Source organism: Rhizobium sp. YTUHZ044 (assembly GCF_051123975.1).
Lineage (GTDB): Bacteria > Pseudomonadota > Alphaproteobacteria > Rhizobiales > Rhizobiaceae > Rhizobium.
The window spans coordinates 2392461-2416656 of record NZ_CP101426.1; the positions used below are offsets into that span (position 1 = coordinate 2392461).

The window sequence follows — 24196 nt, forward strand, 5'->3', positions numbered from 1 at the left end:
ATGAGCCAGAGGTAAGGCTTGCCGCATTGAACCATAATAGCCTAAGAATGAGAAACATCGTGCCACTGGTGAATACAATGCTCGATCTCAACGATATCGTCGTCTTCGCCCGCGTGGTCGAGGCCGGCAGCTTCACCGCCGCCGCCCGCCTGCTTGCCATGCCAAAGACGACGGTCAGCCGTCGTATCGCCGCGCTCGAGCGCGAGTTCGGTGTACGGCTCCTGCAGCGGACCACCCGCAGCCTCAGGCTGACGGATGCGGGACGCCTCTATTACGAGGAGAGCAGTGAGGCGCTTCGCACCCTCGAGCAGGCGAACCTTCGGCTGGCCGAGGCGCGGACCGAGCCCGCCGGCACGATCCGGATCTCCGCGCCCGTCGGCTTCAGCGGTCATTTCCTCTCCGCCACCATGTTCGATTTCCTGGCGACTTACCCGAAAACCAGGGTGGAGTTGCACCTGTCCGACGACCGGCTCAACCTCATCGAGAACGGCATCGACCTCGCCTTCCGCACCGGCATTATGGAGGATTCGACGCTGATCGCCCGCAAGCTCGGCTCGACCTACCGGATTCTCTGTGCCAGCCCCGACTATCTCGCGCGCTGCGGCGCACCGGATCGGCCGGCGGACCTCGCCAGCCACGATTGCGTCATCGCCGGTCCGTCGGCGGCCAATGCGCACTGGGTGCTGGAGGGCGCGGACATTCGGGAAACCGTAGCGGTATCGGGACGCTTCGCCGCCAACGAGATGCAGGCGGTCATGGCCGCCGCGATCGCCGGCTACGGCATCGCGCAACTGCCGCACGGCGCCGCCGCAGCCTGTATTGCCGACGGCCGTTTGCAACGCGTCCTCGACGGCTACACGACCCCAGCCGGCGGCCTGCATGTCGTCTATCCCAGCAGTCAGCACCTGTCGCCGCTGGTCAAGGCATTCGTCCGATTGGCAATCGATCGGCTCAACGTCGGCTATGGCGCATTGAATGCGCCGGCGATCATATCGCAATAAGCCCTGGCCTCGGTGAAAATGCTGCCTGTTTTACCGCCAGAGGAAATCCGGCCCGGTCGTCTGCGAGGTCAGCTTGAGCGTTCCGTCCGGCTGAACGACATAGGTCTCGAAGACGCGGTAGCCGAAGGCGCCGAGAAAAGTGTGCTGGACCACCGTTCCCGGACGATAAGGTGAACGCACGAGTTTTCCGCCATAGGTGAGACTATCCGGAAGAGGCTGCGGTCCGCCGGCGGTGCTGGCGCACGCGGTAAGGGCGAAGAAAACGACAAAGAGCGCGTGCTTCATCCTGGCCTCCCGGTGATAATGGTAACGGAAGAATACAACTTTGCTCACTCAGAAAACAGCGTTTCTGCCTTCGTAGTCTCTGCGCAACGCCTGCGCCCTCGCCAGTGCGCCGGTGATCCTCTCGTCGGTGAAAGGTTTGGCGATCACATCGAGCGCGCCCTCAATGCCGTTTCCGACGCTTTCCGGACTGCCGGTCACGAAGATAACGTCGACGCCGTAGCGGTCGATCAGCCGGCGTGCGAGCTGCGCGCCGCTGACCCCGTCGGCGAGACTGAGATCGACGAGTGCGAGATCGCTTTTCGGAGCATAAGCGAGAGCCTGCTCAATGGTCGAAACCGGCCCGACCGTCTGGTGCCCGGCATCCTGCGCGATACGTTCGAGTTCCAGGGCAATAAAACCCTCGTCTTCAACGATCATGACTTTCATGGATCATCCTCCTCCCATGGCAGGCTCGCCGGTGGATACATCCCCGGTCACCGTCCTAACGCAACTCCCGCTCGAAAGTTTCCGCAGCGAAGGATGGGCGTGCGGAAAATGGTAAGCAATCCCGTAAGGCCATCGCGAGCTACCGCTCGGTGCTGCCGTTGCGCCGGATCTTCCGCTGCAGGAGCAGGATGCCGTAGAGCAACGCTTCGGCCGTCGGCGGGCAGCCGGGAACATAGATGTCGACCGGCACCACCCGGTCGCAGCCGCGCACGACGGAGTAGGAATAATGGTAATAGCCGCCGCCATTGGCGCAGGAGCCCATGGAGATGACATAGCGCGGTTCCGGCATCTGGTCATAAACCTTGCGCAGCGCCGGCGCCATCTTGTTGCACAGCGTACCTGCCACGATCATCAGGTCCGACTGCCTTGGGCTTGCGCGCGGGGCGACGCCGAAGCGCTCGATATCGTAGCGCGGCATGGACATCTGCATCATCTCGATGGCGCCGCAGGCAAGACCGAAGGTCATCCACATCAGTGAGCCGGTGCGCGCCCAGGTGATGAGTTCGTCGGTGCTGGTAACGAGAAAACCCTTGTCGGCAAGCGCGGCATTGATCTTTCCCATCATCGGGTCGCCCTGCCGCTGTTCACCGGGAAACCGGAAATTGCCTGGAGTCGGGTGCGGTTGCGTAAAGGGCGGCACCGTCTTCTCCTCTGAGCCGACCTCCAACGAAGCGGAGACGCCAAAGTTTCTGCCGCACCCGCCCCGGTACAATAGCGAACATTTGCTTCCTATGTTTTTCGGAAGTCCGACGCCGGCACCGGCAGCCGGGATCACTGATCCTTATCGAGGAACCCGCGGATCGCGGCGTCGTTGCGGCATCGCGAGAGCGGCAATTGCCGCACGGAGTGAATACGGGTGATCCCCTCCTCACCGTCCGTGTCAACATCCATGCAGGCGCAGGCATAACCATGCGCGGCATAGGTGTAGACAAATTCGCCGGCCGTCAGGTCGGGGATCTTGTCCATTCCCTCGGCCGCCTTGTAGCCGCTGCCATTGTCCATGATGGTCCAGCCGCCGCCGGCGTCCATGAGCAACCATTTGGCCATCGAGGGATTGTCCAGCCAGCCGCAGCGGCGTTCGGCATGCGCCGCGGCGGGCGCGAGAAGCACCATTAGAACAAGCGCATGCAATCTGGTCATCGGCCCCTCCAAGTCACCTCCCACTATGCATGGTCGGTGCCCGGCAAGGCAACTGGGGTTTTCCAATTGGCCTGGGACGACCTCCATCGGTGTCATCCACCCGCCCTTGCCCTTCGAGGCTCCGGCCTATGATTTCGCCTTTGCTGCTTCCTCCCTGAACGCCGCCTCGCCGGCATCTGACACTTCAACCCATTTCTTGTCTGGCTCGGCGTCGGCAACGTAACTGTCGTGCCAGTTCCACCATTTGTAGGTCGGGGTCTGTGGATAGCCCGCAGGCGAATCCTCCCAGACTTCCTGGCGCCCGAGCGGCGTGATGTCGAGATAATTCCAGGTGCCGCCCATCTGCTCGTCGCCGCGATTGTTGACGAAATAGGTGCGGAAGATGCGCTCGCCGTCACGGTAGAAGACATTGGTGCCGTGCCACTCGTCGACGCCGAAATCCTTGTCGAAGTCGTCGGTGATCGTCACCCACGGCACCGTCCAGCCCATCCGTTCCTTCAGGCGCTCTATGTCGGCCTGCGGCGCGCGCGAGGCGAAGACCAGCGTCGTGTCGCGGGCGTTGAGATGAGCGACATGGGCGACCTGATCGGCCACCATCGAGCAGCCGCGGCAGGCATGCTCGGGCCAGCCGAAGACGCCGGGCTCGTAAAAGGCGCGGTAGACGATGAGCTGGTGCCGGCCCTCGAACAGGTCAAGCAGGCTGATCCTGCCCCGCGGTCCTTCGAAAGCATATTGCTTTTCGACGGCCATCCACGGCATGCGCCGCCGCTCGGCGGCAAGCGCGTCACGGGCACGCGTATGCGCCTTTTCCTTCACGAGAAGCAGCCTGTGAGCCGCCTCCCAGTCCTCCTGCGACACGACGGGCGGCCTCCGCATGGCCTGTCCGCCCTTTCCATTCTGAACTGTTGCAGTCATCGCTTCAATCTCCTCTTTGGGGCGAGTTCCCGCGCCTCCTGTCCGAGAGCCGGTGCATCGCGATTGGTCGCAGATAGTTTCGCATCGGGCATCGAACAGTGGGAGTAACAACTGTGTCTGTTATCCCACGGCCAACGCAGTTGGTCCGTAGGCCAACGCAATGGCTCCGCCCGCGGCCGACGATACCTCCTCAACCAACACAACAGTTGCCAAAACCCACATGTTGACGGAAGCTTCACCAAGGCCATTGGATCACGTGACATGACGACAGAAACCACCTTCACGGAGCAGGCACGGCATGGCAGCGCCAGGATCTGCCGGGGCTGCTGGGATCAGATGCATATGCCGATCCCGATCGGCGGCCCGCTCGCGCTTCCCTTTCGCGCCTTCGGCATTACCCGCAGCAAGATGAATCCCGATATCTGCACGATTTGCGAGCGCTCCTTCCAATATGTGAAGAAGCAGCGCCAGATCACCGTTGACGCCACCATCCTGTTTGCCGATATCAGGGGCTTTACCGATCTTTCCGAGCGTATAGAGGCAGTGCGCTTGAGCGAAATCGTCAGCCTGTTCCAGGATCGCTGCGCCCAGGCGATCTGGGCGCATGACGGCATCGTCAACAAGCAAATGGGCGACGGCCTGATGGCGATCTTCAATTTCCCGATCATCCGCAAGGATCACGCCAGCGCCGCGATCAGCGCCGCCCAGGAGATCCAGCGCAACTGCGCCGCGGCGTTGAGCGGGCTGGCACTCAACGCCCTGTCCGGCCGCACCTTGGGCGTCGGCGTCGGCATCCATTCCGGCGAGGTCCAGATCGGCGAATTCTCGAGCTTCCGCAGCGATTTCACTGCGATCGGCGGCGTCGTCAACCAGGCCGCAAGGCTCGAATCCCAGGCGGCAGCCGGCGAGATCCTGATCTCGGCCGAAACGGCCGCGAAGGCGCCCGAACTCGCGGCAGACGCCGAAACGCGCATGCTGGCGCTGAAGGGCATCGAGCAGCCCGTGCAGGCACGCGTTCTGGTCAAGCGTTGAGCGACGGCGATTGCGGTCTTCTCAAAGCATCATCCCGCCGCCAACATGGCAGCTGCAGCCGGATCTCGTCGCCGGTCAAGTTTCTTCCGTCGATCGCCATGGCCGCCCGACGCCTTCACGACACATCAACCGAAGCGGGTGGTGGCAGCTTCTTGGACTATTAGTTCCCATTGGATCGGCTGTCGCGCTCGTATGGTACTGCAGGGCGTCGACAGCAGATGCTTCCAGGGAGGCCGTCTTCGCTTGAGCAAGGTGTGAGGATGGCCCTCGCGGGTTAGGTGTTGCCTTCGTGGCACGGCCTATCCGCTGAGCGCATTGCGGGATGCGCAGTCCGCTTCCAAGTATCACCGACAGTAAACCGGTGCCTGCCTTCTTAGTGGTCCTGACGAACCACTATCAGCCGGGCAGCTTGCAGCCCTTGCTCATGCCGGCGGACTGTATAGCCGAGACCTTGCCTTTGGATGCTGCAATTTCGCCTTCCTTGTCTCCGCCAGCGACACTGCCGATCGGAACGCCGACGAGGAAGACACCGAAAGCATCGCCATTCGCCGCGCTGATCTGCTGCTTCGACAGGTCGTCGAGCTTCGCCTTCTCTTTCCTCAATTCCGCGGCGAGCGCCCCGCAACTGAGGTTCGTATAGGCCGCCATCGGAATATCGACCTGAACGATGGCGTCAGGACGCTTGGCGCAGCCGGCCAGCGCCGCGGCAGCCGCGAATGCAATGAAAATTTTTCTCATGAAGAATCCCCAATTCCCGCATCAGCTGTAACATTGCTGCGCGCATCGCGGGAGGGGACACCCCCTTCAACCACAGAACTTTTATTTGTCAGGCATGCATTCAGTTGCCGCACGATGGGCTGCCGCGCGCCCTGTGCGTTGAAAAGGGACGGCCGCCGCCGCACGGCCGTTAGCGTGCGGCTCGCGCCTGGAGCTCATCTCCTACCCGCCCCTCGACCATTCGATGGGTTCGACACGTTCGACGACCTTCCTCGATGGGCGCTGGCGTAAGGGATCTCTGGTTCCGAGGATTCCGGAAGGGACCGGCGAGGCTGGCAGATGCCCCGGCTCCTCCTCAGTACTTCATTTTCCGCAGTTCCGGAAAATCATAGTACCGCAGCCGCCTATCGTGGCAACGAAGTTCGTTTTTTTTCACGCCCACGATCATGTTATGTTTTAAAGTAAACCCGATGTAAGACCAATCTGGATTGCTACGCTCCGTGGTCCGCGTACAGTAGGCGCAGGTCTGCTCTTGAGGTTTTAGCGGAACGACGCTGGAAATCTCAGCCCGCAGAAAGTTTCCCGGTTCTATGACGCCGCGGAGAGCGTCAACATTCTCGTGTCGAACGGCACTGGAGGGTGGACGCTGCGAGTCCGCAACGGATTGAGGCAGAGCGGTTTGGCAGCCGGTCAGCGCCAGCAGAGCCGCGCTCGCAAGTATTCTCATTTTCATTTGAATTCTCTGTATCAAAGTTGATGGGGTCATGGCTGCAGACGGCAATGACCCGTCCGAAGCCCTTTGCCCTCTGTCAGGTCTTCATGCCGGTCAGCTCAGGAAACGGGTGGTAGTGAAGCCGCTTATCCTTGCAACGATAGTCATTCGCAGTTGCGCCGAGGATTTGGCCATCCGTGAAGGAGACGCCGAGGTAGGCCCAGTCGCCCCAGCTGCGCTTGGGCACGACCCGCACACAGTAGGCATAGATCTTTTTCTCGGGCTCAAGCAGCACCACACTGGAAATCCGCGCCCAAACCACTTCGCCCGCTTCGTGTCTATAACTCCTCTTGAATACAATATTGATGAAGTTCTGCCGGACGTCACTGGAGGGAGCACGTTGGGAATCCGCAACGGATTGCGATACGGGGGCGTTGCAGCCGGCCAACATCAGCAGGGCAGCGCAAGCAAGGACTTTTATTCTCATTCAGGTGAATCTCCAAAGAATCGGATCGTGATAAACCCTGCGCATTCATACAACCATCGCGGGAATAATATTTGCAATACACAAAAAAACAGTATTTGACGCTGCGCGTTGATCGCGCACCGTGTAAATTTGATTGCATCGCTCTATTTATACAGGTGGGTTTGAAACGGAACTCGTGGTCCCATTCCCATCGTCATCATTGATCGCCACGCCAGCCTCCAGCGCCGCAAGGATGAAAGCCTGCCGCACCGTTTCCGCCGGCATGCGGCCGGCAAGCCAGGCGCGGCAGAAATCGATCGCCCTCTGCTGATGGACGCCGCCATTGACGGGCCAGTCGGAGACGAGTGTGTAAAGCGCATCCTGCGGTGAGCGGAGAACCAGCCGTTCGCCGGTATCAAGTTCGATCGAGATCGGTTTTTTCCAGAAGGCGGAATGGTCGCTAATGGCAGTCGCACCTGCAGCTGAATTGACAGGGAACTAACTGCCGAGGGCCGATACCGGTTCCAGTGCGGGCGAGAGGATGGCAACGGTGCCCCGCCCAAGAGAGCCCATCCTACGGCGCCCCTCCGGGGCCTCGAAGGACGAGGCGGGTGCTCCCGCGGTCAGCCACAAGCCGGGGGATTGTTGAGCCAATCCGAACGATTCATTCGTTTCCCTTTTGTACTCTTTGCCTCTTCCCTTTCGCGCTGACTCTCTCCATATTCGCGCCATGGCCAAATCTCCGAAGAAATCCGCCGCCCCGAATGGCTTCGAGGAAGCCCCGCAGTCGTCCTTCGAGGGAGCCCCTCTCTCCGGCTCCGTCGCCGATTGGGTGAAACAGCTGGAGGCGGACGCCGAAGCGTCCGGCGTCGAAAGCCAGCGCGAAATCGCCTCGAAAGCCGGCAAGCACCGCAAGAAGGTGGAGAATGAGGCGCGCAAGCATTCGGAAGCCGTCAGCGTCAACAAGAACGCGACGGTGAGCAAGACTGCGCGCGGCGTCTCGATCGGTGGTTCCTCCGATCCGAAGACCCGCGCCGCCGCCGGCCTGAACCCGGTGGCGGGTCTCGACATTTCGCTCGAGGATGCCGGCAGCATCTCGCCTGGCGGCGTCACCGCCACTGTCGAGGCGCTGTCTAAGCTGATCGAGAGCGGCAATCCGCTGCACAAGAACGGCAAGATCTGGACGCCGCACCGCCCTGCCCGCCCGGACAAATCCGAGGGCGGCATCACCATCCGCATGGACTCCGAATACAAGCCGGCCGGCGACCAGCCGACGGCAATCCGCGATCTCGTCGAAGGCCTGCAGAGCGGCGAGCGTAGCCAGGTGCTGCTCGGCGTCACCGGCTCGGGCAAGACCTTCACCATGGCCAAGGTGATCGAGGAGACACAGCGCCCGGCTGTCATCCTGGCGCCGAACAAGACGCTGGCCGCCCAGCTCTATTCCGAGTTCAAGAACTTCTTCCCCGACAATGCGGTGGAATATTTCGTTTCCTACTACGATTATTACCAGCCGGAAGCCTATGTGCCGCGCTCCGACACCTATATCGAGAAGGAAAGCTCGATCAACGAGCAGATCGATCGCATGCGCCACTCGGCGACGCGCTCGCTGCTCGAACGCGACGACTGCATCATTGTCGCCTCGGTCTCCTGCATTTATGGTATTGGTTCGGTCGAGACCTATACCGCGATGACCTTCCAGATGAATGTCGGCGATCGGCTGGACCAGCGCCAGCTGCTGGCCGATCTCGTCGCCCAGCAATACAAGCGTCGCGACATGGATTTCACCCGCGGCAGTTTTCGCGTGCGCGGTGACACCATTGAGATCTTCCCCGCCCACTTGGAAGACGCGGCCTGGCGCATAAGCATGTTCGGCGACGAGATCGACGCCATCACCGAGTTCGACCCGCTGACCGGCCAGAAGACCGGCGACCTGAAATCGGTGAAGATCTACGCCAATTCGCACTATGTCACGCCGCGCCCGACGCTGAACGGCGCCATCAAGGCGATAAAGGAGGAACTGCGGCTGCGCCTCGCCGAGCTCGAGAAGGCCGGGCGCCTGCTGGAGGCGCAGCGCCTGGAGCAGCGCACCCGCTACGATATCGAGATGCTGGAAGCCACCGGCTCCTGCCAGGGCATCGAGAACTATTCGCGCTACCTCACCGGTCGCGATCCCGGCGATCCACCGCCGACGCTGTTCGAATACATCCCCGACAATGCCATCGTCTTCATCGACGAAAGCCATGTCACCGTGCCGCAGATCGGCGGCATGTATCGCGGCGACTTCCGCCGCAAGGCGACGCTGGCCGAATACGGCTTCCGCCTGCCCTCCTGCATGGACAACCGGCCGCTGCGCTTCGAGGAATGGGACGCCATGCGCCCCGACACGATCGCCGTTTCGGCCACCCCCGGCGCCTGGGAGATGGAACAGTCCGGCGGCGTCTTCGCCGAACAGGTCATCCGCCCCACAGGCCTGATCGATCCGCCGGTCGAGGTCCGCTCGGCGCGCACCCAGGTCGACGACGTGCTCGGCGAAATCCGCGAAACCGCGGCCAAGGGCTACCGCACCCTGTGCACCGTGCTGACCAAGCGCATGGCCGAGGACCTCACAGAATATCTGCATGAGCAGGGCGTGCGCGTGCGCTACATGCACTCCGACATCGACACGCTGGAGCGTATCGAGATCATCCGCGATCTCCGCCTCGGCGCTTTCGACGTGCTGGTCGGCATCAACCTTTTGCGCGAAGGCCTCGACATCCCCGAATGCGGCTTCGTCGCCATCCTCGACGCCGACAAGGAAGGCTTCCTGCGCTCCGAGACCTCGCTGATTCAGACCATTGGTCGTGCGGCGCGTAACGTCGACGGCAAGGTCATCCTCTATGCCGACAACGTCACCGGCTCCATGCAGCGCGCCATGGATGAAACCGCCCGCCGCCGCGAAAAGCAGATGGCCTATAACCTCGAAAACGGCATCACGCCGGAATCGGTCAAGGCGAAGATCTCCGACATCCTCGACAGCGTCTACGAACGCGACCATGTCCGCGCCGACATCTCGGGCGTCTCGGGCAAGGGCTTCGCCGACGGCGGCAACCTCGTCGGCAACAACCTCCAGGCCCATCTCAACGCGCTCGAAAAGAGCATGCGCGACGCCGCCGCCGACCTCGACTTCGAAAAAGCCGCCCGGCTCCGCGACGAAATCAAACGCCTCAAGGCCGTGGAACTCGCCGCGATGGACGACCCGATGGCGAGGGAAGAAGCCCGCAACCAGGAAGGCGGCAAAAGGAACGGAAAAGCCAACCGCGAGTCCCTTCTCCCCACCGGGGAGAAGGTGCCCGGCAGGACGGATGAGGGGGCCACACCCTCCTACTTCTCCAAACCCACGCTCGACGACATGGGCCCCGGCACCGACACGGCCACCCCGCTGTTCCGCAAGCCCGACCTCGACGAAATGGGCCGCCACGTCGCCACCCCCGCCGGCGATGGCAAGAGCCTCTTCCGCCGCAACACCCTCGACGAAATGACCGTCGGCCGCACGGAAAAGCCGGTAACCCGCCACGTGCCTGACAAGCCCGACGCCGCCAAGGGCACGAAGCGCTTCTCGCCGCTGCTGGAAGGCCAGCCGGAGCGCGACGACGGTGTCAGGCCGGTGGTGCGCGGCCGGGTTGGCGCCGGGAGCTATGAGGAGCCCGGCGAGCAGAAGCGCAAGGGGCGGACGAAGGGGAAGACCGGGCGGCCGGGGCGGTAAAAGGAAGCATATTTCTAGTAGGACTCCGAACAAGCCATGAAAAATTGAGCTTATCGTTGTATAGGAGTCTTGTCTGGGTCCCCAGCAGCGCTAGCCTGCTACAGGGAGCGATCAAAACTATCAACCATTCTGAGCATCAGAACGCCGTACACACACGCAGTCCCCCCTCACCCATAAACAACCCTCTCCTCTCCCTTCGCCAAGGCAAAATAAATCCGCTCTACCCGGCAGGCCGCACTCCTGGCGCTCGCCTCGTACCCCGCAGCCGGCCAGCCGTGGCGCGGGCTGCCGTCGGCTGATATCAGCCAGTACCAGCGCTCGTCGGAGCCGGTGAAATCGATCTTGAAGATCCGCCCCATGCAGGTTTCGCCGTCAAAGCCGATGAAATCGTCGCCCGGCTTTTCCTTCCAGGCGTGGCGCCATTTGCCCCTCGGTCTCTCGCCGCTGACGATCACCTCCCAGTCCTTCCAGCCGTTATAATTCGATCGCGCCGTCAGAGAGCCGTCATAGTGCTTCTGGCCGAACGTCATGCAGCCTTCCAGGAAAACAGCGACGGACTCGCAGACGGTTCTCCACCCATCGTCGTCGCGGGATGTCAGCCTGTAGGCGAGATCATCGGGCACATTGCCCAGTGCCAGGGCGATGGCGAAGACCACGCCTTCCCTGGTCGCCGGTCGGCCGTTCGCCTTGATATCGAGATAGGTGCAGAGGAATTCGGCTACCTCGTCTGCGATCGCATCGATGACACCAGGCTGCCGGCGCTTGCCGATCTCATAGCCGCCGAAATCCCGGATCCGGCGCTGCGTCTGCCTGCGAAGGGCATTGTTGAGGAATGACCGTAACAGCGTTCCGGCATCGTCTGGCATGCGTTGCCCTTCTCCTCGTGTCTTGCCGCATGGTTTCGTGAATGGCTCCCGCCCGAGCCGGTGAAATCAAAGCAATTCCGGACGCAAAACCGCCACGGCCTTTGCCTGACTTGCCCTAGATCAACGTCGGCTCCGGATCGTCCTCGACTTCCTCGATGATCTCGAGCCCGTCATTCCTCGGCGAGCCGGGGCATCGGCCGATCTTCCACATCGTCATCAGCTCGGTCGGGAAAGATCTCAGATGTTCTTATTATGTTCCGTAACAGTATCCGGTCAACAAAGCGTCAGTTGTGCGCTGCTGGAATACGCTTCGCGTCCGGCAGATCGGTTGCGAAGCGGGCGAAATTGTCGGATAACAGCCCCGGCAACTGAAGCCATGAGCGAACGGGAGCAGCCATGCCAGACCTGCGCATCGACCCTTTTCCCCCGCCCGCCGAACTCACCAGCCTCTGGTCCGCAGCCTGGAACATGCCGGAAGCACCTGACTTCTCCCGCATCCTGCCTCGCAGCCTCGCTCACATTGGCGCCTATCACGATGACAGGCTCGTCGGCTTCGTCAATGTCGCCTGGGATGGCGGCATTCATGCCTTTATCCTTGATACCTGCGTTCACCCGGGCATGCGCCGGCAAGGCATTGCGACGCGGCTGGTCAGAGAAGCGACAACGATTGCCCGCGAGCGAGGCGCCGAATGGCTGCACGTCGATTTCGAACCGCACCTCGCCTCCTTCTATCGCAACTGCGAATTCAGGCCGACAGAGGCAGGCCTCATCAAGCTGGCCTGACATGCCGCCCTCCTTCGGTCTGCAAGGCCGGCTGTCACGTCGCGGCATCTCAGAAAATGCCGCTCCACCTCAACGCTCGTTTCGGCTATGATTCTCTGCTCATCGGAGGAGAGCCTGCATGCGTCTGCCAACCGTCATCCTCGCCCTCGCCATCTCGGCGTTCGCGGCCCTGCCCGCCTTGGCGGAGACCTACAAGACGCCGAAGGCGCTGCTCAAGGCGCTTTACAGCTACGACACCGACAGGAGCGACGCCGAGGCGCCCTCGCCCTATTCGATCTTCTTTTCCGACCATCTGAACAGACTTCTCCAAGCCGATCTCGACAACACGCCCGAGGGCGATGTCGGCGCGGTCGATTTCGATCCCGTCATTGCAGGCCAGGATGGCGAGGCAAGCAATGTCAGGATCGGGCAGCCGATCCCGTTGGACGACAAGGCCGAGGTGGAGGTGCAGTTCGACAACGGCAAGGAGGTAACGCTTTTCTACAGCCTGGTGCGCGAGCATGGCGGCTGGAAGGTCGATGACATCGCCGATCAGCAGGGCGACAATCCCTGGAGCCTGAGCGCATTGCTGGGGGATGCGCAGTAAAACCGCAGGCGTCAAAAGAGAGCCCTCATGGTGAGGGCCGTCTCGAACCACGAGGGCGGACGTGCAACTCCTTACCTGTATTCCACAAAGCCCCTATGCTGAATCGAACGCAATGGCGCCGGTGGCCGCCCCCGTCCTTCGAGGCTTCGCCCTGCGGGCTACGCACGTCAGGATGAGGGCCGGAGCAAAGACGGCGCCAAGAACACCGGAGGCAGGCTCTGCGATCCTCTTCACCTGAGGCCTGCCGCTCCGACCGCCGCTCCGCAAAATCCATAGCCGGCCACCGAAGCGACCCTCATCCCGTTTCGGGACGAAATCCCGATATGGCACAGGCGTGCAAGGATCTGCTAACTTTTCGTCAAGTAACTGAATCTTCGGCATTTCCTGTCACGAGAAAGGACATGCCACAATAATGGCGCTTGCATTTTGACCGAAATGATGGCACCAATCCACCTACTCGGGCATTTGCATGCCGGTGACTGGACTGATGTGGTACTCTTCCGTTACGGAAGGGGCGCGGGAATACCCGCCTGCGTAGACGTTCTTTCCCCGTACGTGACTTCTCCGACTGACCCTTCGTCCCAATCGATCGGGGCGAAAGCTAAAGCCGTCCGCTTCCTCTCGGGGGCGCGGATACTAGACAGACTAAGGGAAAAGGACTATCCCAATGGCCACCAAAGGCACCGTAAAATTCTTCAACCAGGACAAGGGTTTTGGTTTCATCACGCCGGACGGCGGCGCAAAGGACGTTTTCGTCCACATCTCTGCGCTGCAGGCTTCTGGCATCCAGTCGCTGCGCGAAGGCCAGCAGGTCACCTTCGACACCGAGCCGGACCGCATGGGCAAAGGCCCGAAGGCTGTTAACATCTCGGCTTCGTAAGCTAGATCATCGCTTCGGCGGCAGGAACGGCGCTCTGAAAAGGGCGCCGTTTTTGTTTGCCACGCTTGGATTTGTCGATCGCAAGGCCAGGTGCTATATGCGCCCTTAATGATGATCTCGCCCGAGCGGCGATGCAGGGCGCCAACATTGAGGCGCCGCGGCTACAAGGAACAATGGATCGTCGATGACTGAGAAGAGGCCGATTTTTGCGGTCGCCCCGATGATCGACTGGACGGATCGGCATTGCCGTTATTTCCACCGCCAGATCAGCCGGCAGGCGCTGCTCTATACCGAGATGGTGGTGGCCGACGCCATCATCCATGGTCCGCGCGAGCGGTTGCTCGGCCATGACGCCGCCGAGCATCCGCTGGCGCTGCAGCTTGGCGGCTCGGATCCGCTCAAACTCGCCGAGGCGGTGAAAATCGCCGAACCCTATCGCTATGACGAGATCAACCTCAATGTCGGCTGCCCGTCCGACCGCGTGCAATCGGGCACCTTCGGCGCCTGCCTGATGCTGACGCCGGAGACGGTGGCCGAATGCGTCGCGGCGATGAAGGCGGTCGCCACCGCGCCGGTGACGGTGAAATGCCGGATCGGCGTCGACGAGCAGGCGCCGGAAGAGGCGCTGCCGGAACTCATCACGCGCGTTCTCGATGCCGGCGCCGACGCGATCTGGATCCATGCCCGCAAGGCCTGGCTGAAGGGCCTGAGTCCTAAGGAGAATCGCGAGATCCCGCCGCTCGACTACGAGATCGTCTACCGGATGAAACAGCGCTGGCCCGATGTGTTCATCGGCATCAACGGCGGCATCCGCACGCTCGACGAGGCCGCCGAGCATCTCGCCCATGTCGACGGCGTCATGCTCGGCCGGGCGGCCTACCAGAACGCGACGATCCTCGCCGACGTCGACCGGCGCTTCTTCGGCGCGCCGGCGGCCGAGCCCGACTGGCAGGCGCTGTGCGACCGGATGATGGCTTATGCCGAGCGCCATATCGCCGGCGGCGGCCGGCTGCAGCAGGTGGCCCGCCACATGGTCGGCCTCTTCACCGGCCTGCCCGGGGCACGGCGCTACCGCCAGATCCTCTCTACCGACGCGGCAAAAAGCGGTGCCGGACCGGAGGTCTTGGCGGCGGCTTTCGCGGCAGTGGACTTTTCCGGCATGGAGACGGAGGCGGTCAGCGCCTGACGTGACGGAACGGTGTCTCTCTTTCACCGGCAAGTCATGGCTGGCGCCTGGAGCGCGCCTTCTCAACGAGCCAGTCGCGGTCGCGCGCTCATTTGGTAAGCTGCGGCTGCCGGCAACGTTCCGTGGCAACAGTCATCATGACCGCGGCATTGGCAGCAATGTCTTCTTCTCAATCCGGCCGGCTACCGAGAAAACCAAAATCTCCGTCTCCCTGCCGATCCTGCTGCCATCCATCAACCTGACGATATCGTCGACGCCGCCGACCGGGCTGCTGTCGATGGCGAGGATGTAATCGCCCTCTTGCAGCCCGCCCTTTGCCGCCGGCCCCTCCGGTTCGACCCTGCGGACGCGGACGGATGTCGTTTGAACCATACCCGCCGCGAGTGCGACCCGTCGCGGCAGCACGATCGTGTCGCCTGCTATGCCGATAAAGGCGCGCCTGACCTGGCCATAGCGAAGAAGCTCCGACACCACGAAATTGGCCGTGTTCGATGCGACGGCAAAGGCGATGCTCTGTGCACCCTGGATGACGGCGGTATTGACGCCGATAACCTCGCCGCCGGAAGACACCAGCGGCCCGCCGGAATTGCCGGGATTGAGCGCGGCATCGGTCTGAATGACATCCTCCATCAGCCGGCCGCTGGCCGCCCGCATCGACCGACCGAGCGCCGAGACGATACCGGCAGTGACGGTCCATTCGAAGCCCAGCGGATTGCCGATCGCGATCGCGATATGGCCCCTGCGCAGACGCTGGGAATCGCCGAGTCTCGCCCAGGCGCCGGTGCTGGCATTGGCCCGAATAAGCGCGATATCGGTATCGATATCCCGACCGAGCACCCGGCCTTCGGTGACGAATCCGTCAGGCGTCGTGATGCGAACCACCTTGGCGTCGTCGACGACATGGCTGTTGGTAATGATCAGTCCGTCGGGCGATACGGCAAAGCCCGACCCATGTCCCTGCCGGCCTCCCACCCGCTCGATCCGGCTGACCGCCGGGCCGACCATGTCGACTGCTCCTGCGATCGACTGCGAATAGGCATCGATCAGCGCCCCGTCTTTCTGGGGCACTATATCCTTATCCATGTAACCCATGTGTTGATCCTCAGGCGGCAGACTTCCCGCCGCCGGCAAAGCAATCGCGGATGCGATCGTCGCCATGACGTTGTTGTGAGGGATTAGATGGTTGGGCGTCGATCCCTGTTCAAGTGAGCGTCAGCGCGCTTCATCCGGCACAAGGTAATGGTGGGCGGAACACACCTACCCGAACGTATAGATTGAACGAACCGGAATAACGTGGCTCATTGCGGACATTGCCCGTTAGCTCGGCCGCCTATACTGCGCTGCCGAGCTACCGTGATCAAAGAATGTCGCGGCGCGAAAGCAGTCGGGTAAGGACCGCCCTATTGCGTCGCCGTCACCGGTTAACAGGGCTCTGAGGGTTCTGGCAACTGATCATGCAAACTTCTGTCATATCAATAGAGTAAAACGAGGCATTCAATAAGAACATCATCATATTGTCGCTTCCATCCCCCAGCGCGACTTTCTTATCCTGTCATTGGCGTCACGGCGCTCGTGGCGCTGCCAATCCCGCCTGCAGCAGCCTGTTTAGTCAGATCCAACCACAAGGAGCCATGAGATGAGCACAGTTACAACGAAGGACGGCGTCGAGATTTTCTACAAGGATTGGGGGCCGAAGAGCGCCCAGCCGATCATGTTCCATCACGGCTGGCCGCTGTGCTCCGACGACTGGGACGCGCAGATGCTCTTCTTCCTCGACAAGGGTTACCGCGTCATCGCCCATGATCGGCGTGGCCACGGCCGCTCCACCCAGGTGGCCGACGGCCACGATATGGATCATTACGCTGCCGATGCCGCAGCCGTCGTCGATCATCTCGATCTCAGGAATACCATCCATGTCGGCCATTCCACCGGCGGCGGCGAAGCGACCCACTATGTCGCCCGCCACGGCCAGCCACAGGGCCGAGTCGCCAAGCTCGTCATTATCGGCGCCGTTCCGCCGATCATGGTAAAAACCGATGCCAATCCCGGCGGCCTGCCGATCGAAGTCTTCGACGACCTGCGCAGACAGCTCGCTGCTAACCGCGCCCAATTCTATCATGACCTTCCCGCCGGCCCGTTCTACAGCTTCAATCGGCCGGGGGCGAAAGTGTCGGAACCGGTCATCAACAATTGGTGGCGCCAGGGCATGATCGGCGGCGCCAAGGCGCATTACGACGGTATCAAGGCCTTCTCGGAAACCGACTTCACCGAAGACCTGAAGATCATCACGGTTCCGACCCTCGTCATGCATGGCGACGACGACCAGATCGTGCCGATCGCCGACTCCGCGTTGCTTTCGTCGAAACTTCTGCAGAATGCGACGCTGAAGGTCTACGAGAAATTCCCGCACGGCATGTGCACGACCCATGCCGATATCATTAATCCCGACATCCTCGCCTTCATCAAAGGCTGATCCGACGTGTCGCCGGGCGCTGGGAAGGCGTCCGCCGGCCGCGCCGCATTTCGGCAAAACGGTTTTATCATGAAACCGTTTTCGTCGATTTGCGTTTAGCCGCCATGACAAGAGAACGTGAACCCTCATCAAAGGCTTACCGTCAGGATCGTTTCGAAAATACCGAGCGAGCCGCAAAGGAAACCATCGAGGCGGAGCAGCGGGCTCGCCGGGAAAAGACCAAACGCCTGAAAGAGTTGCGCCTGTCGCAGCAGGGCGGTAAGGATCCCGCGGCCAAATAGAGATCTTCTCCCCGCCTATTCCATCAGGTCGAGGCGCCGATTGATTTCAACTTGATCCCTTGGCGTCGCGCCTGCCGTGGCTGCCATATTGTTCTGATTTCGGACGTTCGCCCATCTTGCAGAGCAAAGGCTGCGAAATTATCTTTTTGCACAATAGCGATTCACGGCATCCCAAAAGGGCTGATTGCGATGTCAGACAAGCTTTTCAGCACGCGTGACGAACCACTCGCCTCCGCAGATCTGGATATTTGCAGGCGTGTGCATGAAGCCCTGTGTAGCGGGCTCGATATTGACAGATCAGGCGGGGACGCCGATCGTCTCGGAGCTCTGATCATCGAGCTTTATCGGCAGGGTGTGCATGATGAAGACCAGCTTCGACTGCTTGCTGGTGGGAAGCGCGTCTGACCGCGCGCGTCAGTTTCCTCGCGAAACCTCTGCCCATGATCCCCGCTTCAGACGCACAAAGGGCGCGCTAACACTCTGAATCTATGTATCGGCTCGAAAATCTATTCCGATTTCGAGCCGATACGCTAGCCATTTCCGGTGATTTAGAGGCCGGTCGCCTCGGTACTCGTTGCTGTGGCCGAGGTTTCGGTTGAATCGACAGCCGGCGCCGACTCGGTCGTTCCCGATAATTCTTCCGTGCTGCCCGTCTCGGCTTCCGGCGTTTCTGCGGTCGCGCTAGGATCTGTCGTCTCGCTCCCCTCGGCGGTTTCGCCAGTCGGAGTCTCGGTTGCCGGAGTCTCCGTCGTCGGGGTCTCCGCCACCGGTTCTTCCGCGACCGGCGCCGCAGCCGCCAACGCGTCTCTCATCTGATCGATCGTGCCGACAGCCGTGCCGATGCCGAGCGTATCCTTGGCCCAGGCCAAAGCTTCGGGGCTGAGCGTGCCCGTCTTGGTCGCCGAAGCCAGTGCTGCCGTCAGAGCGGCGTCGCCGAGAACAGGATCGTCCGCGGGCGGCGCAACGCCATTAGCCAATTCAGATTGCGCATAGGCGGTAGCATAGGCCGAAATCGCTGCCATCTTGGGGTCTGCGGTATTCATCAGCGCGTGGTAATTGCGCTTCAGCGAATTCAGTCCCGCGAGTTCCGCCGTGGGCTTCTTCGCGGGCCGAGTCGCAGGCGCTGCGGCGATAGTCGTCTTCTTGGCCGCGCCTTTCGTGCTGACGGTCTGCTTGGTCGTTTTCGTCTTGCCGGCTTGGACCGACTTGCCCGAAGTTTTCGCACTGCGGCTGCCGGTCGTCTTACCGCTGGAGCTGGCGCTATCCTTTCCGCCGCCGCTCTTGCTGCTGCCGCCACTGTGGCTGCCGCTGCTTCCACCGCCGCCGCCATGGCTGCCGCCGCCACCACCGCTGCCGCCGTTACCACCACCGCCACCACCCCCGCCGTGACCACCACCGCCACCGCCGTTGCCGCCACCGCCACCACCTTTTGCGAAGGCGGGCGATGTATCGGTAAAGACGATGTTGAGAGGCGCAAGCGCAAGGCTGGTGGATAGACAGAGAAGGCCGATGATTCTGGAAAGCTGCATGGTAGTCTTTCTGACATTAAGGTGACGCGTTACATGTCAGGTATTGAAGCAGCAGCTCCATAAGAACCAGTTTAAGATCTCCTTGCAATTTGAACTTCCTGCGAATTCCGGTCGTCCTGGCCGAGAGTGGGAGGCTTATCCCTTAGCAGATCCCATTTCCCCGCCCACGCCTCGACGCCTGGAAGACCTGATGCGTCCGCTCAAATGAGATAATGTCCGTTGCGCGCTTTCAGAGAGGCGCGGCCCTACCACCGTAACGATCGCAATAGCACAGCCGCCCAGTCTCATTGCGTTAGCGGATACGCACATAGGTCGCTGTTCAGAATTCCCAAATGAAACTTATTTTCTCAATCCGCGTTGTCCTTCCATGTGTCCTGGTGAGTGAGATGAAAAGATTGGCCATCATTGCTTTGTCGATAGGGACGGCATTCTCCGGAATGCCGGCATCCGCAGGCCCAAACTTCGTGCCGAGTCCGGTACAACAGGCGGCGCAGCCGGCACAGGCAACTACCGATGCTCGAATTATGACTGTCGGTTGCAGCAGGTTCTCGATCGTCTGTTCACACTACGGCGAGCGCCCCAGATATTATGGCGACCGACGTTACTACCGTGGTCGTCACGCCTATCGTGACGACCGCTACGGCTGGGACCACCGTTATCACCGCCACTGGCACCACCACGACAACACCGGCGCCATCATCGGCGGCCTGGCGGCAGGCGCCCTCATCGGCGGCATAATCGCCTCGCAGTCCGGCGCCTACAGTTCACGTGGTTACAGCTCGCATGCTGAATATTGCTACGCCCGCTATCGGTCGTACCGCGCCTCGGACAACACCTACCAGCCTAACTACGGCCCACGCCGCCAGTGCCAGTAAATTCAGTCAGCCGGTACTGAGAGAAGGCCCCGCCCGTTGATGCGGTGCTTTCTGCTGCCACGGAAACGCTTCGCATCAGCGCTCTGTCGTGCTTGTTTCCCCAAGATCTTTCCGAACGGCTGCATCTGCAAGGTGATCTATGACATCAGCAGACGCCATGACGCCGCCCGCCAGCCGCGTCGTCCTGCTTGCGCCCGAACTGGATAACCTCACGGGCTTCGAAGCCGCGCTCGCCGCCGGCTGGTCTTCAGATCCCCGTCGTGCCAGCGATCAAGCCTATATCCGCGGCGAACTCCAGCGGCTGCGCCAGGACCGACCAAAATTCCTCGACGATCTCAATGTCGGCGGCAAACCGCGCATTGTGTCGGGACCGCTGCTGACAGTCCTTCTCTTCTGGATTTGGGACGGCGAATTCTACGGCAACATGCCCTTCGCCTAAATCACGCCACCTCAGCCGCCATCTTCTCCCGCACCTCCAGAAACGCCGCCGTCAATCGCGTCAGCACCGGCGAGGTCACTGTCCCGTTCGCCCCGCCGATCGGATCAACGATGTGGATCTGCCGGAGATCCTCCATGAATTCGTCCCAGAGCGGCTGACCGCCCTCTTCCAGCAACTCGGCGCGGATGCTGAGATCCTCGCTCACCGGCAGGTGACGCCTGCCCCAGGCGCCGATCATGGCGAAGAGGGGAACGAGCTGGATCGCCGGCTCCGTCAGGCTGTAGATTGCTTTCTGGCTGTGGCTCGGATCGTCCCGCTTGCTGATGAAGCCGAGCGAGAGCAGCCGCTTCAGCCGCGCCGCCAGGATATTGGAGGCGATCCCCTCCTCCGAATGATTGAGCAGATCGCGGAAATGCCGGCGGTTGCCGAACATGATGTCGCGGATGATAATCAGACTCCATCGGTCGCCCAGCACCTCCATCGTCAGGTTGATCGGACAGCCGGACCGCAATTCTATATCCACGAAGCATCTCCTGCAGAAACCAGTTGCATTATAGGATCACTTGTGCGAGATAACAACTAGTTTCAATTCGCAATCAGATGGAGGAAAGCATGTCCAAGGTGCGCGTCGCGGGTTTTTCCGTTTCCGTGGATGGCTTCGGCGCCGGGCCGGAGCAGGGCCTGAATGATCCGCTCGGAAAGCGCGGATCGGAAATGTTTCAGTGGTTCTTCCACACGCGCACCTTCCGCGCGATGATGGGTAAGGACGACGGTTCCACAGGCATCGACGAGGATTATGCGTCCCGCGCCATGGCCAATTTCGGCGCCTTCATTCTCGGGCGCAACATGTTCGGCCCGATCCGCGGCGAATGGCCCCACGATGCCTGGAAAGGCTGGTGGGGGCCGAACCCGCCTTATCACGCGCCGACCTATATCCTCACCCATTATCCACGCGAACCGCTCGTCATGGAGGGGGGCACCACCTTCCACTTCGTCACCGGCGGCATTCACGAGGCGCTCAAGCAGGCGAAGGCGGCGGCCGGCGATAAGGATGTGAAGATCGGCGGCGGAGTGGCGACCGTCCGCCAATATCTGCAGGCGGGTCTGGTCGACGAGCTGCATTTCGCCGTCTCGCCCGTCGTGCTCGGCAAGGGCGAAGCGATGTTTGCAGGCATCGATCTTCCTGCGCTGGGCTTCCGCGTCACCGAGCATGTCGCCAGCGAAAAAGCCACGCATCTCGTGCTGGCGAAATAACCGAGCCGCCGGTTCAGTCCGGCGATCTCTCCGGCGCGAGCGCCGCCGGAAACACATTCATCCCGCCGCCTGGACGAGGCGGCTGTGCAAGGCCGTCTCGCCCGGTGTCAACGGCGTCACATTTTGCCCATGCTTTTCAGGGCGTTTTCCATGTGCATCTTGCAGTCGTCCATCTTGTTGGCCGTCATGGAATCCTTGGCCATCATCATCTCCTTGGACGCCATTTCCTTCTTTTCCTTCATGGTCGGATCGGTCATGGCGTCCATGTCGGACTGCATTTTCATCATCGACGCCTCGTCGCATTTCATCATCGCATCCTGTGCAAGGACAGGCAATGCGGATGCGGCGGCGACAACGATGGCTGCAGCTGTGCGTTTCAACATCGTATTCTCCTCCTTCTGGGCAGCATTGCCCGTTGCAAATGGTGAAATGCATGTGCCCAAGAAGGTGCCGCGGCGCGGGATGAAGTCATGCATAAATCAAGGACGTGAGATTACCCCGGCATCACCCGGTAGACGCATGCCATCCCTTCGACGCCCCGAAGCGGAGCCTCGAAGGCGACCGCCCTGTGTCCGGAGAGCAGCCGGCTGACGTCAGGCGCCGAAAACAGGGCTTCGGATAGACAGATCTCGCCGGCCTCGGCCAATGATTGCACCCGTGCCGCGACATTGACGGTCTGCCCGAAATAATCGAGGTTGTCGTTCAAGGTCACGGCGATCGACGGACCGCAATGGGCCCCGATCTTCAGGATGATGCTGGGATCGCCATGCTCGCCGTTGAAGCGCTCGATTTCTTCAAGCATATGCAGAGCAGCCGAGATGGCGTCGCTCGGGCGGGAGAAGGCCGCCATCACCGCGTCTCCGATCGTCTTGACGATTGCGCCCGAATGCTCCTGCACCGTGGCGCCGAGCAGGGCGAAATGTTCACGCACCAGTGCATAGGCATTGAGATCGCCGAGCCGCTCGTACATCGCGGTCGAACCCTTGAGATCGGTGAACAGAAGCGTCACCTGGCGGATGCCGAGGCCCTCCCTTTCATCAACGCATTCGGAGCGAAACAGCCGCCGAAAGGTCTGGCGCGCAAGCAGCATCCCGCCCGACATGTAAGGATCGAAATCGAGAACAGGCTTGGTGGTCTGCGCCAGAATCTCGGTCGGCCAGTTGATGAGAAGCAGCGAGCCGCGCACGGCAGCCGAGTTCTCGACTTCGACGATGACCGGACCGGGCCGAACCGCTGAGGACGAAGGGCAAAAACACCGCCCGTCATACCCGATCCGGAGGAGTGCCGGCGCCGCAACGGGCTCGCCTGCCACCGGCAGCGCAAAGCTCGCCTGGGTCTCTACATTGATGCCGGCGAGCGCACCTGGGCCGAGTTCAGCCCTGATCGTCGTGACTGAACCCGGCGCGAGGAAGGAAAGGCCGCGCACCAGCCCTTTCAGGACATCGAGAAAGCGGACCTGCTGACCGGGCAGTCGAGCATCGCTGAGAAACCGTGCCTTCCAGTGAAAATCCTCTATCGAGAGCGAGCCCGGATCGTGAAAAGACAGCCGGCGCAGTTGCGGCGACACTGTGAAGGTGACCTCGATGAAATCGTCGAGGTCGGTTTCGCCGGAGACGTCGCACAGGCCGCAGACATAGTGCGTCTTCAGCGTTCTCAAGGCGCCGAAACTGTCGAGCACCATTCCGGATTGGGGACACACGACGTCCCAGCGCATCTCGAACAAACCGCTGCGCGTCGCATGGAGAAAGAGATCGATGCTTTCCGCCTCCGAAATGGCGCCGTCGTGCGCGAAAGCCAGCGGGTTGATGCGGTAGAGGGACAGATCGTCACCGCTGCGGATCAGGCTTTCGAATTTGGCGATGCCCCGCGGACTCCAGGACCGAGCCTGCCGGATCTCGGTCATCTTGCTCTCAAGGAGCCGTTCCTGAACGTCAGTCATCTGACGCCTCGCAAAGTTCGGCCGGTCCATGCGACCGGGATCGCCGCGATTATAACAGACGCTCGTCCGGGCGGATCAAACGGAGCCTGGCCAAGCAGAAGTCTTACGGATTAGCCCGGTAAGGCGACGCCAGGGTTTCAGAAGCTTTTCCCGCTCGACATCGCCCAATCTCGGCATTCGCTGTCTGCGACATCCTACCTGCGTCAGCGGACCAGAACGCTCGGCAGTCCTGTTCTCGACTTGTCGTCAACCAAGCGTGTCCAAATAGCTGTGGCATTGCTGCAGAATGAGCGTAGAGTACGCGTCATCGGCCCATCGGATCATCGGCACGACCGCTTTTGAGACCGCCGTGCTCTTGCCGCTTCATACAGGGTACGAAGATGCTCTTGTCGCTTATTTCACTCGACGACAGCCAAATAACCATCGTCACCGATGCCGTTCGGCAATGGTGCTGCGAGAAAAAGCTCGATATCGACAGCATCGAAGGACGCCGCGCCATCACCGTTGCCATCGATCTCGTTCAGATGGACATCGCCCAGGACGGGCTTTTTGTCGAACTGTCGAAGCAGTTGGACCATCAGTAGAAAGCAGAAATCGGTCCATCAGGGC

At 61.3% G+C, this 24196-nt stretch carries 28 protein-coding genes and 2 pseudogenes; 15 read left to right on the forward strand and 15 right to left on the reverse strand.

The window, feature by feature from the left end; translation table 11 throughout:
• The first annotated feature begins 77 nt into the window (after positions 1-77).
• Complete coding sequence (locus NL154_RS11945) at positions 78-1001, forward strand: LysR substrate-binding domain-containing protein (RefSeq protein WP_434734090.1); 924 nt, start codon at positions 78-80, stop codon at positions 999-1001.
• Between the two features lie 30 nt (positions 1002-1031).
• Here the strand turns inward: NL154_RS11945 and NL154_RS11950 are convergent, their stop codons facing one another.
• The 5 genes from NL154_RS11950 to NL154_RS11970 all read right to left on the reverse strand — a co-directional run bounded on the left by NL154_RS11950 (position 1032) and on the right by NL154_RS11970 (position 3827).
• Complete coding sequence (locus tag NL154_RS11950; RefSeq protein ID WP_210630927.1) at positions 1032-1286, reverse strand: hypothetical protein; 255 nt, start codon at positions 1284-1286, stop codon at positions 1032-1034.
• Between the two features lie 48 nt (positions 1287-1334).
• Positions 1335-1712, reverse strand: a complete 378-nt coding sequence (locus NL154_RS11955; protein ID WP_210630926.1) for a response regulator — start codon at positions 1710-1712, stop codon at positions 1335-1337.
• A gap of 139 nt (positions 1713-1851) precedes the next feature.
• Positions 1852-2412 carry a NuoB/complex I 20 kDa subunit family protein gene (locus tag NL154_RS11960; RefSeq protein ID WP_434732715.1) on the reverse strand — a complete coding sequence of 187 codons (561 nt, stop codon included), beginning with the start codon at positions 2410-2412 and terminating at the stop codon, positions 1852-1854.
• A gap of 131 nt (positions 2413-2543) precedes the next feature.
• Complete coding sequence (locus tag NL154_RS11965) at positions 2544-2912, reverse strand: DUF4087 domain-containing protein (protein ID WP_210630925.1); 369 nt, start codon at positions 2910-2912, stop codon at positions 2544-2546.
• A 126-nt stretch (positions 2913-3038) separates the two neighbouring features.
• Entirely contained in the window at positions 3039-3827 is a 789-nt protein-coding gene (locus tag NL154_RS11970) for a DUF899 domain-containing protein (protein ID WP_210630924.1), read from the reverse strand.
• Between the two features lie 261 nt (positions 3828-4088).
• Here NL154_RS11970 and NL154_RS11975 point away from each other — a divergent pair, with 261 nt between their 5' ends.
• Both NL154_RS11975 and NL154_RS11980 read left to right on the forward strand, forming a co-directional pair.
• The gene (locus tag NL154_RS11975) at positions 4089-4859 is read left to right on the forward strand and encodes an adenylate/guanylate cyclase domain-containing protein (RefSeq protein ID WP_434732716.1); all 771 of its coding nucleotides are present in this window, start codon (positions 4089-4091) and stop codon (positions 4857-4859) included.
• A 56-nt stretch (positions 4860-4915) separates the two neighbouring features.
• Positions 4916-5106 (forward strand): annotated as a pseudogene (locus NL154_RS11980) (DUF805 domain-containing protein); the annotation flags it as partial.
• Positions 5107-5255: 149 nt separating this feature from the next.
• On the opposite strand, the gene NL154_RS11985 reads toward NL154_RS11980, so the two are convergent.
• The 4 genes from NL154_RS11985 to NL154_RS12000 form a co-directional block, all read right to left on the reverse strand.
• Positions 5256-5597, reverse strand: a complete 342-nt coding sequence (locus NL154_RS11985) for a lipoprotein (RefSeq protein WP_210630922.1) — start codon at positions 5595-5597, stop codon at positions 5256-5258.
• Between the two features lie 334 nt (positions 5598-5931).
• On the reverse strand, positions 5932-6309 hold the full coding sequence (locus NL154_RS11990) for a hypothetical protein (protein WP_434732717.1): 378 nt from the start codon (positions 6307-6309) through the stop codon (positions 5932-5934).
• A gap of 76 nt (positions 6310-6385) precedes the next feature.
• A complete protein-coding gene (locus NL154_RS11995; RefSeq protein WP_434732718.1) occupies positions 6386-6775 on the reverse strand; it encodes a hypothetical protein in 390 nt (129 codons plus the stop codon).
• 147 nt (positions 6776-6922) lie between these two features.
• Positions 6923-7219: a DUF982 domain-containing protein gene (locus NL154_RS12000; RefSeq protein ID WP_434734091.1), complete on the reverse strand. Its 297-nt coding sequence runs from the start codon at positions 7217-7219 to the stop codon at positions 6923-6925.
• Between the two features lie 265 nt (positions 7220-7484).
• Between NL154_RS12000 and uvrB the strand changes: the two genes are divergently transcribed.
• Entirely contained in the window at positions 7485-10496 is a 3012-nt protein-coding gene (gene uvrB, locus NL154_RS12005; protein WP_434732719.1) for an excinuclease ABC subunit UvrB, read from the forward strand.
• A gap of 167 nt (positions 10497-10663) precedes the next feature.
• Here the strand turns inward: uvrB and NL154_RS12010 are convergent, their stop codons facing one another.
• A complete protein-coding gene (locus NL154_RS12010) occupies positions 10664-11362 on the reverse strand; it encodes a hypothetical protein (protein ID WP_221153499.1) in 699 nt (232 codons plus the stop codon).
• A gap of 396 nt (positions 11363-11758) precedes the next feature.
• Between NL154_RS12010 and NL154_RS12015 the strand changes: the two genes are divergently transcribed.
• The 4 genes from NL154_RS12015 (at position 11759) to dusA (ending at position 14797) form a co-directional block, all read left to right on the forward strand.
• Entirely contained in the window at positions 11759-12145 is a 387-nt protein-coding gene (locus NL154_RS12015; protein WP_434732720.1) for a GNAT family N-acetyltransferase, read from the forward strand.
• 118 nt (positions 12146-12263) lie between these two features.
• Positions 12264-12731 carry a DUF3828 domain-containing protein gene (locus NL154_RS12020; RefSeq protein WP_434732721.1) on the forward strand — a complete coding sequence of 156 codons (468 nt, stop codon included), beginning with the start codon at positions 12264-12266 and terminating at the stop codon, positions 12729-12731.
• 667 nt (positions 12732-13398) lie between these two features.
• Positions 13399-13611, forward strand: a complete 213-nt coding sequence (locus NL154_RS12025) for a cold-shock protein (protein WP_003540801.1) — start codon at positions 13399-13401, stop codon at positions 13609-13611.
• A 184-nt stretch (positions 13612-13795) separates the two neighbouring features.
• Positions 13796-14797 carry a tRNA dihydrouridine(20/20a) synthase DusA gene (dusA, locus tag NL154_RS12030; protein WP_210630916.1) on the forward strand — a complete coding sequence of 334 codons (1002 nt, stop codon included), beginning with the start codon at positions 13796-13798 and terminating at the stop codon, positions 14795-14797.
• A 135-nt stretch (positions 14798-14932) separates the two neighbouring features.
• Here dusA and NL154_RS12035 read toward each other — a convergent pair whose 3' ends face one another.
• Positions 14933-15889, reverse strand: a complete 957-nt coding sequence (locus tag NL154_RS12035; protein ID WP_221153497.1) for a S1C family serine protease — start codon at positions 15887-15889, stop codon at positions 14933-14935.
• Positions 15890-16433: 544 nt separating this feature from the next.
• Between NL154_RS12035 and NL154_RS12040 the strand changes: the two genes are divergently transcribed.
• The 3 genes from NL154_RS12040 to NL154_RS12050 all read left to right on the forward strand — a co-directional run bounded on the left by NL154_RS12040 (position 16434) and on the right by NL154_RS12050 (position 17956).
• Positions 16434-17270, forward strand: coding sequence for an alpha/beta fold hydrolase (locus NL154_RS12040; RefSeq protein WP_434732722.1), 837 nt, complete (start codon positions 16434-16436; stop codon positions 17268-17270).
• A gap of 47 nt (positions 17271-17317) precedes the next feature.
• Entirely contained in the window at positions 17318-17551 is a 234-nt protein-coding gene (locus tag NL154_RS12045) for a hypothetical protein (RefSeq protein ID WP_405047651.1), read from the forward strand.
• Between the two features lie 189 nt (positions 17552-17740).
• Positions 17741-17956, forward strand: coding sequence for a hypothetical protein (locus tag NL154_RS12050; protein WP_210630913.1), 216 nt, complete (start codon positions 17741-17743; stop codon positions 17954-17956).
• Positions 17957-18099: 143 nt separating this feature from the next.
• Here the strand turns inward: NL154_RS12050 and NL154_RS12055 are convergent, their stop codons facing one another.
• Positions 18100-19080 (reverse strand): hypothetical protein, encoded by a 981-nt coding sequence (locus tag NL154_RS12055; protein ID WP_434732723.1) that lies wholly within the window; start codon positions 19078-19080, stop codon positions 18100-18102.
• A 386-nt stretch (positions 19081-19466) separates the two neighbouring features.
• On the opposite strand from NL154_RS12055, the gene NL154_RS12060 reads away from it, so the two are divergent.
• Both NL154_RS12060 and NL154_RS12065 read left to right on the forward strand, forming a co-directional pair.
• Entirely contained in the window at positions 19467-19955 is a 489-nt protein-coding gene (locus NL154_RS12060; protein WP_210631606.1) for a BA14K family protein, read from the forward strand.
• Positions 19956-20094: 139 nt separating this feature from the next.
• Positions 20095-20382: pseudogene (locus tag NL154_RS12065) on the forward strand (GNAT family N-acetyltransferase); the annotation flags it as partial.
• 13 nt (positions 20383-20395) lie between these two features.
• Here NL154_RS12065 and NL154_RS12070 read toward each other — a convergent pair.
• Positions 20396-20917 (reverse strand): winged helix-turn-helix transcriptional regulator, encoded by a 522-nt coding sequence (locus tag NL154_RS12070; RefSeq protein ID WP_210630910.1) that lies wholly within the window; start codon positions 20915-20917, stop codon positions 20396-20398.
• Positions 20918-21006: 89 nt separating this feature from the next.
• On the opposite strand from NL154_RS12070, the gene NL154_RS12075 reads away from it, so the two are divergent.
• A complete protein-coding gene (locus NL154_RS12075; protein WP_221157888.1) occupies positions 21007-21648 on the forward strand; it encodes a dihydrofolate reductase family protein in 642 nt (213 codons plus the stop codon).
• 116 nt (positions 21649-21764) lie between these two features.
• On the opposite strand, the gene NL154_RS12080 is transcribed toward NL154_RS12075, so the two are convergent.
• Positions 21765-22031: a hypothetical protein gene (locus NL154_RS12080; RefSeq protein WP_434732724.1), complete on the reverse strand. Its 267-nt coding sequence runs from the start codon at positions 22029-22031 to the stop codon at positions 21765-21767.
• Between the two features lie 110 nt (positions 22032-22141).
• Positions 22142-23587, reverse strand: coding sequence for a DUF5939 domain-containing protein (locus tag NL154_RS12085; RefSeq protein WP_434732725.1), 1446 nt, complete (start codon positions 23585-23587; stop codon positions 22142-22144).
• 380 nt (positions 23588-23967) lie between these two features.
• Here NL154_RS12085 and NL154_RS12090 point away from each other — a divergent pair, with 380 nt between their 5' ends.
• Complete coding sequence (locus NL154_RS12090) at positions 23968-24171, forward strand: hypothetical protein (RefSeq protein ID WP_434732726.1); 204 nt, start codon at positions 23968-23970, stop codon at positions 24169-24171.
• Positions 24172-24196 lie beyond the last annotated feature (25 nt).

Bases quoted from the DNA above. Each gene is read 5' to 3' on its own strand.
- NL154_RS12075 (WP_221157888.1), top strand. From the start codon at position 21,007: ATGTCCAAGGTGCGCGTCGCGGGTTTTTCCGTTTCCGTGGATGGCTTC.
- NL154_RS12085 (WP_434732725.1), bottom strand. From the start codon at position 23,587: ATGACTGACGTTCAGGAACGGCTCCTTGAGAGCAAGATGACCGAGATC.
- NL154_RS11975 (WP_434732716.1), top strand. From the start codon at position 4,089: ATGACGACAGAAACCACCTTCACGGAGCAGGCACGGCATGGCAGCGCC.
- NL154_RS11995 (WP_434732718.1), bottom strand. From the start codon at position 6,775: ATGAGAATAAAAGTCCTTGCTTGCGCTGCCCTGCTGATGTTGGCCGGC.
- NL154_RS12010 (WP_221153499.1), bottom strand. From the start codon at position 11,362: ATGCCAGACGATGCCGGAACGCTGTTACGGTCATTCCTCAACAATGCC.
- NL154_RS11990 (WP_434732717.1), bottom strand. From the start codon at position 6,309: ATGAAAATGAGAATACTTGCGAGCGCGGCTCTGCTGGCGCTGACCGGC.
- dusA (WP_210630916.1), top strand. From the start codon at position 13,796: ATGACTGAGAAGAGGCCGATTTTTGCGGTCGCCCCGATGATCGACTGG.
- uvrB (WP_434732719.1), top strand. From the start codon at position 7,485: ATGGCCAAATCTCCGAAGAAATCCGCCGCCCCGAATGGCTTCGAGGAA.
- NL154_RS12090 (WP_434732726.1), top strand. From the start codon at position 23,968: ATGCTCTTGTCGCTTATTTCACTCGACGACAGCCAAATAACCATCGTC.
- NL154_RS11950 (WP_210630927.1), bottom strand. From the start codon at position 1,286: ATGAAGCACGCGCTCTTTGTCGTTTTCTTCGCCCTTACCGCGTGCGCC.
- NL154_RS12020 (WP_434732721.1), top strand. From the start codon at position 12,264: ATGCGTCTGCCAACCGTCATCCTCGCCCTCGCCATCTCGGCGTTCGCG.
- NL154_RS12060 (WP_210631606.1), top strand. From the start codon at position 19,467: ATGAAAAGATTGGCCATCATTGCTTTGTCGATAGGGACGGCATTCTCC.
- NL154_RS11970 (WP_210630924.1), bottom strand. From the start codon at position 3,827: ATGACTGCAACAGTTCAGAATGGAAAGGGCGGACAGGCCATGCGGAGG.
- NL154_RS12055 (WP_434732723.1), bottom strand. From the start codon at position 19,080: ATGCAGCTTTCCAGAATCATCGGCCTTCTCTGTCTATCCACCAGCCTT.
- NL154_RS12080 (WP_434732724.1), bottom strand. From the start codon at position 22,031: ATGTTGAAACGCACAGCTGCAGCCATCGTTGTCGCCGCCGCATCCGCA.
- NL154_RS12035 (WP_221153497.1), bottom strand. From the start codon at position 15,889: ATGGGTTACATGGATAAGGATATAGTGCCCCAGAAAGACGGGGCGCTG.
- NL154_RS11985 (WP_210630922.1), bottom strand. From the start codon at position 5,597: ATGAGAAAAATTTTCATTGCATTCGCGGCTGCCGCGGCGCTGGCCGGC.
- NL154_RS12040 (WP_434732722.1), top strand. From the start codon at position 16,434: ATGAGCACAGTTACAACGAAGGACGGCGTCGAGATTTTCTACAAGGAT.
- NL154_RS12050 (WP_210630913.1), top strand. From the start codon at position 17,741: ATGTCAGACAAGCTTTTCAGCACGCGTGACGAACCACTCGCCTCCGCA.
- NL154_RS12015 (WP_434732720.1), top strand. From the start codon at position 11,759: ATGCCAGACCTGCGCATCGACCCTTTTCCCCCGCCCGCCGAACTCACC.
- NL154_RS11955 (WP_210630926.1), bottom strand. From the start codon at position 1,712: ATGAAAGTCATGATCGTTGAAGACGAGGGTTTTATTGCCCTGGAACTC.
- NL154_RS11965 (WP_210630925.1), bottom strand. From the start codon at position 2,912: ATGACCAGATTGCATGCGCTTGTTCTAATGGTGCTTCTCGCGCCCGCC.
- NL154_RS12025 (WP_003540801.1), top strand. From the start codon at position 13,399: ATGGCCACCAAAGGCACCGTAAAATTCTTCAACCAGGACAAGGGTTTT.
- NL154_RS11945 (WP_434734090.1), top strand. From the start codon at position 78: ATGCTCGATCTCAACGATATCGTCGTCTTCGCCCGCGTGGTCGAGGCC.